Raw genomic sequence first — 12333 nt, 5'->3', positions numbered from 1 at the left:
CAACGGGCTGGGAGAGATCCACTGCCACGCCGGCCGCCAGGGGCCCCGTGCACTGTCCTGCTCCGTGATCCGGAAGGAGGGCCACCGATGGCCCACGCTCTGATCGCCTCTCCGTTCCTCGACGGACACCTTCTCCTCAAGCCGGGAGCGCGGGCCGGCGCCCGCATCTCCGCCGACCACTTCGAGGGTCTGCGCCAGGCCGCCACCGCCGGTGAGTCGCTTCCCACCTGGACGGTGCAGACCGCCTCCGACCTGTGGGGCCTGGACCTGGGTGGCCAGACCGCGCAGGGCACCGTGCTGGTGCGCGAGCCGTCCCCGTACGGCTACTGCCGTGCCTCCTGGGAGATCAACCTCGGCTGCAACTTCGGCTGCAAGCACTGCTACCTCGGCGAGCGCCCTTTCTCCGGCCTCGGCTGGGAGGACAAGGTCCGGCTGCTGGGCATCATGCGCGAGGCCGGTGTCCTCTGGCTCCAGATCACCGGCGGCGAACCCACCATGGATCCCCACTTCCAGGGCGCCTATCGGTACGCCTGGCAGGCCGGGATGATGCTCACCATCTCCACGAACGGCTCCCTGCTCTGGCGGCCGGACCTCCTCAAGCTCTTCCGGGACTCTCCGCCGTACCGCCTAGTGGTCAGCATGTACGGGGCGAGCGAGGAGTCCTTCGATACGCTCACCCAGCGCCGTGGCGCGTGGAAGGCGTTCCGGCGCGGCATGGACGCCGCCCGTGAGGCGGGTCTTCCTCTGCGCATCAACGTCGTGGTGACCGAGGACAACGCCTCCGAGGCCGACGAGATGGCCGCCCTCGCCGAAGAGTGGAACGTCGAGAACCACGCGTACACGAACATGACGCCCACGATCTACGGCGGCGGAGAGCCGCTGCTCGCCCAGTCTGCCGCCCACCTGCGGCAGCGCAAGCCGTTCGCCGGCTGCAACGCGGGACACACCTTCTTCCACGCCGACCCCCACGCCAAGGTGTCGATCTGCAAGGTCGGCCGCGACGACCAGATCGACCTCATGGCCGAGGGCATCGACGGCCTCACCCGGCTCGGCGCCATCGCCGACCGCCTCATGCTTCGCACCGGTGGGTGCGAAGGCTGCGCCCTGTCCGGCACCTGCCGGGTCTGCCGCCCCCTGGCCAAGCACTACCAGGAGGCCAAGGCGCCGCTGCACAGCTACTGCCAGCACGGAGACAAGGAGAACGCCTCATGACCCCGCCCGTACCGGTGACCATCCTCCCCGGCCCGCCGACCTCGGCCCGCCGCGCGGCCCCGCCCGTCGCGACCGCGTCGATCACCGCCGTCCCCGACCTCGACGTGATCGTGGAAAGCGCGGAGTGCTCCTGCGACGCCGGCGACGACAACCCCCACTGACCGACACGATCCGGTCAACACCGTTCAGGCCCCGGCGTACTCGCGTCGGGGCCTGGGCCCTGCCCGTCCCACCGCTAGGGTGCCGCTCATGTTCTTCCGCTGGGACTGGCTCCGGCCCCAACTGACCGCGCCGATCGTGCCCACTCTCGGTCCCGTCCATCCCGACGCCCTGACCGTCGACCTCTTCGAGGACACACTGCGAGCGGCCGAAACCGGGGACTTCCTGCCCTACGACAAGGACCGGCGCTGGGGCGGCGAGAAGGACGAGAAAGTCCTCCGCGAGGACGTAGTCCACCAACCCGAGCACACCCTCATCCCCACCCTGACCCAGCGTGGACGCGGCACCGTGAAAGTCTTCGCCTACGGGCTCCGCGACAGCGACGTGGAGGAGGCCGCCGAGATGGCCGCCAAACTCGCCGCCGCGCACGATGTGGTCGACGCCCGGGTCGTACGCCCCCTCGGCCCCGAGACCACACACCCGCGGGGCATCCGCATCCAGCTGAAGGACTTCACCGCCGGCCCCTGCCCCGCCCCGGACGGTCCGGTCCACCCCGTCACCGCCTGGCCGACCAGCGCGCAGGAGACCTTCGCCCCGTTCGCCGAGGCCATGGCGGGCGATGGCCTGGCCTTCCTCCACACACAGATGCAGGCCGGCCGGTGCGGCCCGGTCCTCACCGCCACCGTCGACGACCGCATCGTGGGCGCGATCGGCCCCATGGAGATCCAACCCGACGCCGTCGGACGCCTCCAGCTCCTCCCCCAGTACTTCGCCGTCCTGCCCGAAACCCGGGGCCAGGGCCTCGGACGCGTCCTGTGGCGGGCCGCCATGCACTGGGGCCAGTCCCACGGCGCCGCCTACCAACTCCTCCAGACCGAGGTCGGCGGCCCCTCCGACCACCTCTGCCAGACCGAAGGACTCACCTCCCTCGGCTTCACCCACACCACAGCCGCATAGCTCCGGGCCGCGCCGCTTTCTCTGGTCGGCGAGGAGGAGGTGCTCAGATGGCAAAGCAGCAGAAGCGAGCCTCGGACCGGTTCACGGTCCCAGGCTCGCTCGTTTGCTCTGGCGGTGAGAACACACCATTTGTGCGCCGGAAATCTACCTCCTGGAGATGGCGAGGAAGGCGGCGATCGCACCTGCGATCGTGACGACGAGGGTCACGCCAGCGACCGCGACTGTGAGCGGGGTCGCGAGCGAGGGGTGCGCGATCGTCACGTAGAGCAGGCCGGCTCCAATGATGAGGATGACGAGGACGAAGAGCAGGATCAGGAGAGGGAGCAGGGCTGCGGCAGCCGGGCCTGCGGGAGCCGGGTAGGACTGCTGGGACTGGGCGGAAGGCGTCTGAGTGGAACTGCTGTTGGTCATGGCACGAGCATCGTTGCGATCGTCGGGAGATCCTGCCCGACAAAATCGGGGGTGTTCTCTGGACGACCGGGACGGTGCCGAACGAGGGCTTGCGAGATAGTGGCCGTATGGCATTCGGGATGGGGTTCGGTGAGATCGAGATGGACCTCACCGAGACCGGCGTCACCCTGCGGAATCTCTACGGGTGGCCAGGGTGGGTGATAGAGGTCGACATCGCTTGGTCGACCTGGAGCGCGCGCACCGTCCGGGACATCCCGCCCCCTCGGACCCGGAGCAACGCCCGGCGACCGACCGACGACCCCGAACTGGTCCGGCGCATCAGGAAGGCGGCTGAGGCAGCCAAGGAACTCCCCCGCAGCTCGATCTGGGTGGTCTCCCTGGCCCTTCCCACACCGCACAAGAAGAAGACGGACGGTGTGCAGTTGCGGGCCGCCACCATCGGCACGATGTACAACTACGCGCTCAATCTCGGCCTCTCCCGAAGCGCGCTATCTCGGAGGTCTATGACCTCCCTCTGGTGGAAGCCGAGGATGAGCGTGCGCAGCCCTCCCGCAAATACGAGCGCTGGATCGAGCAGGCCCGTAAGACCATCAACCCAGAAACCGGCAGGCCGTACCTCCAGCCCTACATCAGCGAGCTTCACGCTCCCAGGTTGTGGCCGATCGGCCGCGGACACCCACTGGAGCCGCGCCGCGCGCAGCCAGCGATTCCCGAGCCCATCCGAGAAGGACGGTACGCCGGCCGCGTCCTGACCTTGAGGGTGTCGAGAACGGCGCCGCCGGACTGGGCAGTCCAAGAGGCTCGGGAACGAGGATCCCGGCTGATCGGCCCGGACCTGGTCATCGAAGGGTCCTGGTCCAACGGCGAGGAATCGCCGCCACTTCCCGTGTTGCGGGGCGTCAGCCCGGGGGAGACCCCCCGCCGGGTGCAGAGCCTGGTCAAGGAGCTGGAGGGGCGCTATCCCGGGGCGAAGGTCACCGCTACGGTCAGCACCCAGGCGATGGGACAGCCTCACGGAGCGGACTGATCGCGGCGTAGGACCGGGTCCCAGTCGTACTGCGGAAGGGCGTGCTCGACTGCTTTGGAGGACCGCTACTGCCCGGCGTGCGCCACGAAGCGCAAGCCCCTACAGCCGACCCATGCCGTTGGCGACCTCAGCCACAGAAAATCAGCCACGACGGCGGGTGCGCCGAACAAGCGCCCGCCACGTGTGCCTCCAGCAACCCCCACCGGCCCCAGCCACGCTTCCCCAATCCGTTACGGTCTCGGCCACGTTGCAGCCTGAGCGCTGTCATCAGCCCCGCCTGACGGATGGACAGCAGGCCAGCCACCGGGAACAGCTGATGAAGCGGCAATCCGCCGTGACCGATGCAGAGTTGGCGAGCACCTCGCTCCTGCCAGCTGTGCTCGCCGTGGGACAGCTGGCGGGGTTCTCCGCAGGTCTGGCTGCCCGCTTCTCGGGCTTTTGCGGCGCGAGTGGGCGGGGGCCGTCGCGGGCGGTGGCGGAGACATGGAGCCAGCGGCGGCCTGGGCCGCCGCGCCGCGCGGCCCGCGCCAGCGGGCCGCCTTGATCCAGTAAAGAAACTTTGGACAGCTCACCCCTTCGGCCGCGTCGGCCGGTAGGAGTGGGCCGCTTTGCCATGGATTGCATGGTTCATCATCTGAATCGCCTATTCGCCCGCTGTTGCCTGGGTCTGTTCGTGGAATCGGCGAAAACTATCCACAGGTGAACCGTGGTTGGCTCCTCTGGTCGGGTTATCCATAGACAGGGGCTACATGCACGTTCGGGGTGAGTTATTCGTTTTGTCGACCGCACTGGCCGCACCGGGGGAGAGGCCCGTTTCGCGCGGGCGCGGGAGGCGTGATCCAGGTCACCTCGCACGGGGTCACGCGCGGGGCGTCTCTCGCACCTCTATACGTGATCCGGGATTGCGGGCCGGCGAACATAGCCGACGATCGCCGGTTAGCCAAACCGGGGATTCTCCGGATGCTTGTCAGCGCGGACCAGGGAGCCAGGCCCGCGAGGGGGAGCTGATCGTGACGCGCACCACATGGACGGGGTGTCACACCGGGGCCGTTTTCCCCACCTGTAGCAGGCGAGAGGGCCAAACCGGTCCGAGTGCACGAAAGGAGACGGTCATGGTGGAACGGGTGCAAGCGTCGCCGGAGGGGGTCCACCCTGCTCGCCCGGCGGGACGCGAAGCCGGATCGGGGGCTCCCGAGACGGGCACTGCGGAAATGCCCTCCCGTGGCACGGGAGCTCACGGATCGAGGGGTCGAGCAATCCGCAGAGATGCCTCAGGGTTGGCCAGGCCGGACGGGCTGCGGACACACCCGCCGGGCAATATCCGACAGGAGATACCGCACGCACGCAGCAAGAACGGGGTGGGCATGACCGAGCACGAACAGCAGGTACTGGCCGGGTACATGGCTCGGCTGGGCGAGCAGGTTGAGCGGTTGGGGCAGCTGGCGGAAGAGGTGGCGAGCGCGCTGGGTGCTATGAAGCGTCCGGCTTCCGCACTTCCTCAAGAACCTGCTGGAAAAGCTGTGTGAGCTGGTCGACCTGCTGCGTGAGGACCTCTACCTGCTGGGCCAGGGCGTTGAACTCCGGACTGGCGTCCGGCCGGGTCAGCGTCCCCGGCTCGGGCTTGGACTCGCGCTTGAGTAGCTCGCGCAGCGAGGCCGGAGCTCCGGGACCGGTCCACAACTCCTTGCGGCCGACCTGCATCGTGTACCAGGCCGGCGGGGTGTAGTCACCGGTGGACTCGTCGGGACGCTCGGCGTCGCCAGCACCTTCACCCTCGGGCGCGAGGACGAAACTGCCCCGACCCTGCACCGTGTGGATCAGGCCCTCGTCCCGCAGGACGCGCAGTGCACTGCGGGCGGTCATGTTGGCGACCTCGAACCGCTCTTGCAGCTCACGGTGCGAGGGAAGCTGCTGGCCAGGCTGTAGAACGCCTCGCTGGATCTCGTCGCGCAGCACATCCGCGACCCGCCGGTAGGGAGGGCGCGTGTCGCTGGAGGGCCGTTTCGTCATGGCCCCAGCCTAGCGGCCCCTAGCCCAGCTACCCCGTGTTCGGCCAACCCACCTAGCGCAACATAGCTAGGTCACGCATCTTTTCTTTGTTGACCTGGCTAGCTGGGCGAGGTAGCGTCTTCCTGTCGGCCCCACCAGGGGCCCCGAAACGCAGGAGTGAACGCATGGCTCGCATCCCGGTCCTCGTCAAGCCGACCGACACCTACATCACCGGCACCGGCAACACCCCGAAGATCAAGAACCCGGAGACGGGGGAGATTGCGACCGACCGCGACACGGGGGAGGTCCTCCACACGGTCACCGTCATGCAGATGTCGGAGGGCCGCGCCGAGATCCTCAAGATCACCGTGCCGGAGTCCGGTGTCCCGGCGGGTCTGGCGCCGGGCCTCATGGTCCGTCCGGTGGAGCTGATCGCCACCCCGTGGGCCCGCATCTTCAACGGCAGCCTCTCCGACGGCGTCGCCTACCGGGTCTCGCGCCTGGACCTGGCAGCCCCGGCGGCTGCTCCGGCGGCCGAGTCGGCGGCCAAGAGGGCCGCGTAATGGGTGCCACTGCCGGGCGGAGTTCCACCACTCCGCCCGGCGGCGGCAAGGGGGCCTCGCCGCTGTCCGAGGACGTGTTGACGGTCTTTGCCGCTCACGGGATCGAACTGGACTGGATCGCCCGGATGCACGTCACCAACGCGGTCCATGACGCCCGGCTGTCGGTCTACGGCTACGGGATCTGCGCGGACATCAAGGCGTCCATCGAGGACATGAACAAGCACCGGAAGGGGAGGGCACGATGACTCCAGAAGAGATCAACAGCGGCCCCGCTCGGGAGGCCGGTACCCCGGAGGTTCCCGGTTACCCGGTCCTTCTCCCCGAGGAGGGGGACACCCGGTTCAGCGAGCGGCTGCTGATGGACGTGCACGCTGTGCTGCGGGCGCACGGGTATCCCGAGCTCGGCGATGAGTGGGACCTGGAGCACCTGGAGCTGACGCTCCACTGGTTCCTGTACTCCGAACAGATCAGCGAGCGCACTCGCGTGCTGTGGGACCTGATGCGGTCCGCGTCCGACGGGGCGGGTCTGCCTCTGGGATCCAAGCGGCGGGCACTGGCCACCGCACTTCTGGCACGGCTTGAGGCCGGACAGGACATCAACATCCGTGACGGCAAGCTGGCTATGGAGGGGGCGAAGTGAGCCCGGAAGAGATCATCGGCTGGGCGCCGGTGTTGGCCGTGGTCTGCGCCGTACTGCTCATGGTGTGGGCCACCGCCAAGACTGTCCGCTACGTGCGGGCCGACCGGGAGACGCGCCGCAGCATCCGGCAGGCCGTCAAAATCAAGATGACGTGGGGGCGGCTGGCCAAGATGGCCGGCCTGTCGGTCACCGACCGCACCCCGCCCTGGCTGTCCTACTTCAACATCAGCACGGACGCCCCGGAGCCCAAGCCGCGTGAGCTGGTCCCGGTGATCAAGACCCGGCCGGACAGGTACGGGGTGATCGTCCACGTCAAACTGCTGCCGGGGGTCGGGATCAAGGAACTCCAGGACAAGGCCCGGTTCCTGGCCGATGCCTGGGGCTGCGTCCGCGTCGCCGTCGAGGCGGGCAAGCCGGGCCACGCGGTCCTGAGGGCGATCCGCCTCGACCCGCTGACCGGCCACACCCAGTACGTGCCGACCGGGGAGCCGCCCGCCGACTTGATGGTATGGCCTGTCGGCCGGGACGAGTACGGAGCTCTGGTCCACATCGAGCTCAAGAACAAGTCGGGGGCGGTCGTCGCGGGCGGTGTCGGCGGCGGCAAGTCCAACCAGCTCTCGGCTCTGATCACCTACTTCGGGCCGTCCCCGGCCGTGCAGTTCGTGCTGTTCGACGGCAAGGTCTCCGATGCCGCCCACGGTGACTACGCGGACGTGCTGCCCCGCGTCTTCGCACACGCCGGCAATGACCTGCATGAGGCCAACGCACTCCTGCGGCGGCTGGTAAAGCTGCTGCACGACCGTGCCACGATGGCCCGGAGGGTGCTGGGCACGGCGAACATGTGGAATGTCGGCCCCAGCGAGCAGTGGCCGCTGGTGTTCGTCGTCATCGACGAGTCCCACACCTTCTTCCACGATCACAAGGGCAGTGACAAGGAGACCCGCGCGCTCGCCGCCCTCGCGGCGGAGAACATCCGCCTGACGGGGCTACTCGTCAAGGGTGGCCGGTCGGTCGGGATCTTCACGGTGCCGGCCACCCAGAAGGCGACCGGCGACGCCATCCCCACCTCGATCCGGGACGTGTGCAGCGCTGCCCTGTCCTTCTACCAGCGCACCACCGAGGCATCGGTCGCCGCGCTCGGGGACGACATCCGCAACTGGCCGGACATGGACCCGATCAACCTCCAGGGTTCCCAGTACGTGGGCGTCGCGTCCATGGCCGCCGAAGGGCGCCCCGGCTTCGTCCGTGTCCGCACGCCCTACCTCGACCCCGCCAACGCCGCAGCCGTCGCCAACGCCACCGCGCACCTCACCCAGGACCCGACGGTACTGCTGGCCAAGCTGACCCCGCCCAGCCTGCACAAGGCTGAGTCCCCGGAGGACGACGCCCCGCCGCAGCCTGAGCCCCCAGCCTCACAGCCGCTCCCAACTCCCCAGGAAAGGAGGTGAATTACATTGACGGAAGACCGGACGACACAGCGCACCATCACCATCGTGATGATCTTGATCGCCGCCCTGGCGTTCGTGTTCTCCTTCGGGAACGTCTGGGCCCTGGCCCTGAGGCTCGGAGTCCCGGCCCCGATCGCCCCGCTGATCGCGCCTATGGTGGACCTGTCGGTGGTCGGGCTCCTGGTCGCGCTGCGCTCGCTCTCCCTGCGTGGAGTCCCCGCCGGTGACCTGCGCTCGGCGACTCGCCTCATGCACCTGTCCGGCCTGCTGACCCTCGCCCTCAACACCGCGCACCCGCTCTTGGCCGGACACTACGGCCGGGCCGCCCTCGACAGCGTGGCCCCGCTCCTCTTGCTCGGCTGGGGCTCGGTGGGCCCCGCCCTGCTCAGGCACTTCCACGCCGTCGCCCCCGCCGACCCCGCTCCAGCGCCGGTCCCAGCATCCGAACCGATCATGGCACCGGCTCCCGAGCCGGACGCAGAGCCGAACCCGGCCGTAGCGGAACCCGTCGCCGAACCCGCGCCGCACCTCGCCGCCCCGGCTCCGATCACCACTGCCACACCGGCCCCCGTGGTGAAGACCGCCCCGACTCAGGCCCCTGTGGTGCCGGAGCCGCTGATGAACGCGGCCCGCACCATCGCCGCATCCCACCTGGCCGCACACGGCGAACCCATCACTGCGGTGCAGCTCCGCGCCCGCCTCGGCATCGCCCTGCCGCTCGCCACCGCCACGCACGCGGCTCTGTCGGCCTGACCCTCCCGCCGGCCTCCCGCACTTCTCCGCCCTCGGCCCCTCCCGGGCCTGGCCTGTCATGCCTCCGGGCAGCACCCCACCCCGACAGTGGTGCTGCCCGGGGCCCCCTTCTCCTCAGCGGAAAGGATCCTCTTGCCGATGCCCCGTGACCTCGACTTGCGGCACGTGATCAGCCCCGCTATCCGGGACCTGATCGAGCTGGCCAACCTCGACGACTTCGACCGCACCCGCGACCAGATCACCCGCCTGCGCGGCTGCACCCGCCCCATCAACCTCGTCGGCCACACCACCACCCGCAACGCCGCCACCGGCGAAACGATCCGCTCGTACTCCACCAGTGACGAGCCCACCGGACGGCTCCTGACCACCTGCGGCAACCGCCGCACCTCCCGCTGCCCCGCCTGCTCCCGCACCTACGCCGCCGACACCTACCACCTCGTCCGCGCCGGACTCTGCGGCGGCAAGGACGTCTCCGAGACCGTCCGCACCCACCCCCGCGTCTTCCTCACCCTCACCGCCCCCTCCTTCGGCCCCGTCCACAACCGCCCCACCAAGGACGGCAAGCCCCACGCCTGCCGCTGCGGCGACCACCACCCCGAGGAAGCCCCCGAACTCGGCACACCGCTGACCCCGAAGACGTACGACTACACCGGCGCCGTGCTGTGGAACGCCCACGCCGGGGCCCTGTGGGCACGCTTCACCCTCAACCTCCGCCGCGCCCTGGCCGCACACTTCCGTATCACCCAGAAGGACATGAAGCACCTCCTGCGCGTGTCCTTCGCCAAGGTCGCCGAGTACCAGAAGCGCGGCCTGGTCCACTTCCACGCCGTCATCCGCTTCGACGGCCCCGACGGCCACACCAGCGCCCCGCCGGCCTGGGCAGGCCTGGACGACCTCACCTACGCCATCCGCGCCGCTGTCCGCCGCACCGCCCTCACAGTCACCTCCGACACCGTGGGAGACCAGGAGATCCGCTGGGGCGCCATGCTCGACGTCCAGGAGATCACCGCGCTGGGAGACGGCGAACTCACCGACTCGGCCGTAGCCGGGTACGTCGCCAAGTACGCCACCAAGAGCGCCGAGGACTCTGGCACGGTTGACCGCTCCTTGGTCTGCCGGACCTGCTCCGGCCGGGGCACGGTCGGCGGACGTGTGAAGGACCTCTGCCCCGACTGCGAAGGCTCCCGACAAGCCGAACCCCTCCGGGACCTGCCCGTCCACCGGCACGTCCGGCAGATGATCCGCACCGCCTGGGACCTGGGCGGCCTGCCCGAATTCGCGGACCTCAAGCTCTGCAAGTGGGCCCACATGCTCGGCTTCCGCGGCCACTTCTCCACCAAGTCCCGCGCCTACTCCACCACCCTCGGAGCCCTCCGTGACGTACGCCGCGCCTGGCGCCTCGCCCAGGCCGACGCCGCCCGCACTCGCGCCGGCCACCCCACCCCCGGCCCGGACACCGTGCTCGTCACCGAGTCTTCCTGGGCCTACCTCGCCTCCGGCTACCGCCCCGGCGAGGAACTCCTCGCCGCCCAGACCCGCCACGACATCGACCAGACCCGCGCTGACAAGGAACGGGCCAAGACCGAAGGGGAGGTATGGCAGTGACCGCCGCACCGACCACCCGCATGCTGACCCTCGTAGAGGCGCTGACCGAGCTGCGCATGTCGCGGGCCGCCTTCTACCGGCTTCGCGCTCGCGGGAACGCGCCCCGCTGCCTCAAGCTCCCGAACGGACAGATCCGCATCCGCCGGGCCGACCTCGACTCCTGGTTCGAGGGCTGCGAGGTGTCCGCGTGCTGACGTACGACGTGAAGATCTGGAGCATCCGCAAGCGGCCCGACCGGGCTGCGGCCTATCAGCTGCGCTGGCGAGTTGGCATTCAGCCATTCTCGAAGAGCTACAAGATCAAGGCCCAGGCAGACGGACGACGTTCCGAACTGCTCGCCGCGCTGCGCAACCGCGAGCAGTTCGACACCGAGACTGGCCTGCCGGCCTCCGAAGTCCTGGCGGCCCAGTCCCCCACCTGGTACGCCCACGCTCGGGAGTACGTGGCGATGAAGTGGCCGAACGCCTCGGCCAAGCACCGCGCGAGCATCGCGGATGCTTTGGCCACGGTCACCCCACGCCTGGTCAAGGACAACCGCGGGGCCCCCGCTCCCCGGGTCCTCCGCGCCGCGCTCTACTCCTGGGCCTTCCGGCTCGTCCTCGACCAGGACGGCGAACTCGTGGCCCGCGCCGATGCCGAGGAAGCGCCAGAAGCCATCGCGTCGGCCCTCGACTGGATCGGCCGCAAGTCCGTCGACATCTCGGCTCTGAACACACCGGCCGTCGTGCGGTCCGCCCTGGACGCGCTGGCCCGCAAGATGGACGGCACCGCTGCGGCCGACAACACGGTGAACCGCAAGGTCCCCGTGTTCAGCAACTGCCTCCGCTACGCCGTCGAGTTGGAACGCCTGCCCTCGCTGCCCCTGACCAAGGTGGACTGGACGCCGCCCGACACTGACGACGAGATCGACTTCCGCTACGTACCCGGCCCGGCTCTCGCCCGGAAGCTGATCGATGCCGTGGGCGTACAGGGAGTTCGTGGCCAGCACCTCAAGGCGTTCTTCGGATGCATCTACTACGCGGCAACCCGCCCCGGCGAGGCCGTGACCCTCCGGGCCTCGGACTTCACCCTGCCCGAGGAGGGATGGGGACAAGTCGTCCTGTCGTCCAGCTCCGCGCGTGTCGGCTCCGGCTGGACCGACTCGGGCGAGTCGTACGACTCCCGCGGCCTCAAGAAGCGCGCCCGCCGGGCCACCCGCGAGGTGCCCATTCCCCCGGTCCTCGTCCACCTGGTCCGTGACCACATCGAGGAGTTCGGCACGGCCGAGGACGGACGACTCTTCCGGGCCGTCCGGAACGGCGGCCTGCTCAGCAAGGAGTACGGCGACATCTGGAAGGCCGCTCGCCTGTCCGTCCTCACCGAACAGGAAGCCAAGACGCCCCTCGCCGAAGTCCCGTACGGACTCCGCGCTGCCTGCGTCTCCCTCTGGCTGGAGTCCGGTGTCTCCCCGGCCGAGGTCGCCCGCCGCGCCGGCCACAGCATCGCGGTCCTCTTCCGCTTCTACGCCAAGGCAATACATGGGTCTGAAGACAGAGACAACGCTCTGATTGAGAGTCATTTGCTCTAGCG

The 12333-nt window shown here is 69.3% G+C and carries 14 protein-coding genes; 12 read left to right on the top strand and 2 right to left on the bottom strand.

Annotation, left to right across the window (positions count from 1 at the left end; all coding sequences use genetic code 11):
• Positions 1 to 87 precede the first annotated feature (87 nt).
• The 3 genes from ACFYPN_RS19875 (at position 88) to ACFYPN_RS19865 (ending at position 2328) form a co-directional block, all read left to right on the top strand.
• Positions 88 to 1212, top strand: a complete 1125-nt coding sequence (locus ACFYPN_RS19875; protein ID WP_358759633.1) for a radical SAM protein — start codon at positions 88 to 90, stop codon at positions 1210 to 1212.
• Positions 1209 to 1373 carry a hypothetical protein gene (locus ACFYPN_RS19870; RefSeq protein ID WP_358759631.1) on the top strand — a complete coding sequence of 55 codons (165 nt, stop codon included), beginning with the start codon at positions 1209 to 1211 and terminating at the stop codon, positions 1371 to 1373. Before ACFYPN_RS19875 ends, ACFYPN_RS19870 begins: the two co-directional genes overlap by 4 nt.
• Positions 1374 to 1461: 88 nt before the next feature.
• Positions 1462 to 2328, top strand: a complete 867-nt coding sequence (locus tag ACFYPN_RS19865; protein ID WP_358759629.1) for a GNAT family N-acetyltransferase — start codon at positions 1462 to 1464, stop codon at positions 2326 to 2328.
• Positions 2329 to 2472: 144 nt separating this feature from the next.
• On the opposite strand, the gene ACFYPN_RS19860 is transcribed toward ACFYPN_RS19865, so the two are convergent.
• The gene (locus tag ACFYPN_RS19860; RefSeq protein ID WP_358759627.1) at positions 2473 to 2739 is read right to left on the bottom strand and encodes a hypothetical protein; all 267 of its coding nucleotides are present in this window, start codon (positions 2737 to 2739) and stop codon (positions 2473 to 2475) included.
• A gap of 107 nt (positions 2740 to 2846) precedes the next feature.
• On the opposite strand from ACFYPN_RS19860, the gene ACFYPN_RS19855 reads away from it, so the two are divergent.
• Positions 2847 to 3491 carry a hypothetical protein gene (locus ACFYPN_RS19855; RefSeq protein WP_358759625.1) on the top strand — a complete coding sequence of 215 codons (645 nt, stop codon included), beginning with the start codon at positions 2847 to 2849 and terminating at the stop codon, positions 3489 to 3491.
• A 1745-nt stretch (positions 3492 to 5236) separates the two neighbouring features.
• Here the strand turns inward: ACFYPN_RS19855 and ACFYPN_RS19850 are convergent.
• Positions 5237 to 5776, bottom strand: coding sequence for a GntR family transcriptional regulator (locus tag ACFYPN_RS19850; protein ID WP_358759624.1), 540 nt, complete (start codon positions 5774 to 5776; stop codon positions 5237 to 5239).
• A gap of 164 nt (positions 5777 to 5940) precedes the next feature.
• On the opposite strand from ACFYPN_RS19850, the gene ACFYPN_RS19845 reads away from it, so the two are divergent.
• From ACFYPN_RS19845 to ACFYPN_RS19810, 8 genes are all read left to right on the top strand, one after another.
• On the top strand, positions 5941 to 6318 hold the full coding sequence (locus ACFYPN_RS19845) for a hypothetical protein (protein WP_358759622.1): 378 nt from the start codon (positions 5941 to 5943) through the stop codon (positions 6316 to 6318).
• Positions 6318 to 6563: a hypothetical protein gene (locus ACFYPN_RS19840; RefSeq protein ID WP_358759620.1), complete on the top strand. Its 246-nt coding sequence runs from the start codon at positions 6318 to 6320 to the stop codon at positions 6561 to 6563. Before ACFYPN_RS19845 ends, ACFYPN_RS19840 begins: the two co-directional genes overlap by 1 nt.
• On the top strand, positions 6560 to 6958 hold the full coding sequence (locus ACFYPN_RS19835; RefSeq protein WP_358759618.1) for a hypothetical protein: 399 nt from the start codon (positions 6560 to 6562) through the stop codon (positions 6956 to 6958). The genes ACFYPN_RS19840 and ACFYPN_RS19835 overlap by 4 nt, the downstream gene beginning before the upstream one ends.
• The gene (locus ACFYPN_RS19830; protein ID WP_358759616.1) at positions 6955 to 8406 is read left to right on the top strand and encodes a cell division protein FtsK; all 1452 of its coding nucleotides are present in this window, start codon (positions 6955 to 6957) and stop codon (positions 8404 to 8406) included. The genes ACFYPN_RS19835 and ACFYPN_RS19830 overlap by 4 nt, the downstream gene beginning before the upstream one ends.
• Before the next feature lie 6 nt (positions 8407 to 8412).
• Positions 8413 to 9159: a DUF2637 domain-containing protein gene (locus ACFYPN_RS19825; RefSeq protein WP_358759614.1), complete on the top strand. Its 747-nt coding sequence runs from the start codon at positions 8413 to 8415 to the stop codon at positions 9157 to 9159.
• A gap of 138 nt (positions 9160 to 9297) precedes the next feature.
• The gene (locus tag ACFYPN_RS19820) at positions 9298 to 10764 is read left to right on the top strand and encodes a replication initiator (protein ID WP_358759612.1); all 1467 of its coding nucleotides are present in this window, start codon (positions 9298 to 9300) and stop codon (positions 10762 to 10764) included.
• Entirely contained in the window at positions 10755 to 10958 is a 204-nt protein-coding gene (locus tag ACFYPN_RS19815) for a helix-turn-helix domain-containing protein (RefSeq protein ID WP_358759610.1), read from the top strand. Before ACFYPN_RS19820 ends, ACFYPN_RS19815 begins: the two co-directional genes overlap by 10 nt.
• Positions 10952 to 12331, top strand: a complete 1380-nt coding sequence (locus ACFYPN_RS19810; RefSeq protein ID WP_358759608.1) for a site-specific integrase — start codon at positions 10952 to 10954, stop codon at positions 12329 to 12331. The genes ACFYPN_RS19815 and ACFYPN_RS19810 overlap by 7 nt, the downstream gene beginning before the upstream one ends.
• Positions 12332 to 12333 lie beyond the last annotated feature (2 nt).

Origin of the sequence: Streptomyces sp. NPDC005576 (assembly GCF_042871745.1) — a bacterium.
Lineage (GTDB): Bacteria > Actinomycetota > Actinomycetes > Streptomycetales > Streptomycetaceae > Streptomyces.
The sequence above is the reverse complement of the archived record's forward strand: the minus strand, read 5'-3'. Positions and strand labels throughout refer to the sequence as shown.

What these genes read in the sequence shown, in the direction of transcription:
- ACFYPN_RS19875 (WP_358759633.1), top strand. Translation starts at nt 88, where the DNA reads ATGGCCCACGCTCTGATCGCCTCTCCGTTCCTCGACGGACACCTTCTC.
- ACFYPN_RS19870 (WP_358759631.1), top strand. Translation starts at nt 1,209, where the DNA reads ATGACCCCGCCCGTACCGGTGACCATCCTCCCCGGCCCGCCGACCTCG.
- ACFYPN_RS19865 (WP_358759629.1), top strand. Translation starts at nt 1,462, where the DNA reads ATGTTCTTCCGCTGGGACTGGCTCCGGCCCCAACTGACCGCGCCGATC.
- ACFYPN_RS19860 (WP_358759627.1), bottom strand. Translation starts at nt 2,739, where the DNA reads ATGACCAACAGCAGTTCCACTCAGACGCCTTCCGCCCAGTCCCAGCAG.
- ACFYPN_RS19855 (WP_358759625.1), top strand. Translation starts at nt 2,847, where the DNA reads ATGGCATTCGGGATGGGGTTCGGTGAGATCGAGATGGACCTCACCGAG.
- ACFYPN_RS19850 (WP_358759624.1), bottom strand. Translation starts at nt 5,776, where the DNA reads ATGACGAAACGGCCCTCCAGCGACACGCGCCCTCCCTACCGGCGGGTC.
- ACFYPN_RS19845 (WP_358759622.1), top strand. Translation starts at nt 5,941, where the DNA reads ATGGCTCGCATCCCGGTCCTCGTCAAGCCGACCGACACCTACATCACC.
- ACFYPN_RS19840 (WP_358759620.1), top strand. Translation starts at nt 6,318, where the DNA reads ATGGGTGCCACTGCCGGGCGGAGTTCCACCACTCCGCCCGGCGGCGGC.
- ACFYPN_RS19835 (WP_358759618.1), top strand. Translation starts at nt 6,560, where the DNA reads ATGACTCCAGAAGAGATCAACAGCGGCCCCGCTCGGGAGGCCGGTACC.
- ACFYPN_RS19820 (WP_358759612.1), top strand. Translation starts at nt 9,298, where the DNA reads ATGCCCCGTGACCTCGACTTGCGGCACGTGATCAGCCCCGCTATCCGG.
- ACFYPN_RS19815 (WP_358759610.1), top strand. Translation starts at nt 10,755, where the DNA reads ATGGCAGTGACCGCCGCACCGACCACCCGCATGCTGACCCTCGTAGAG.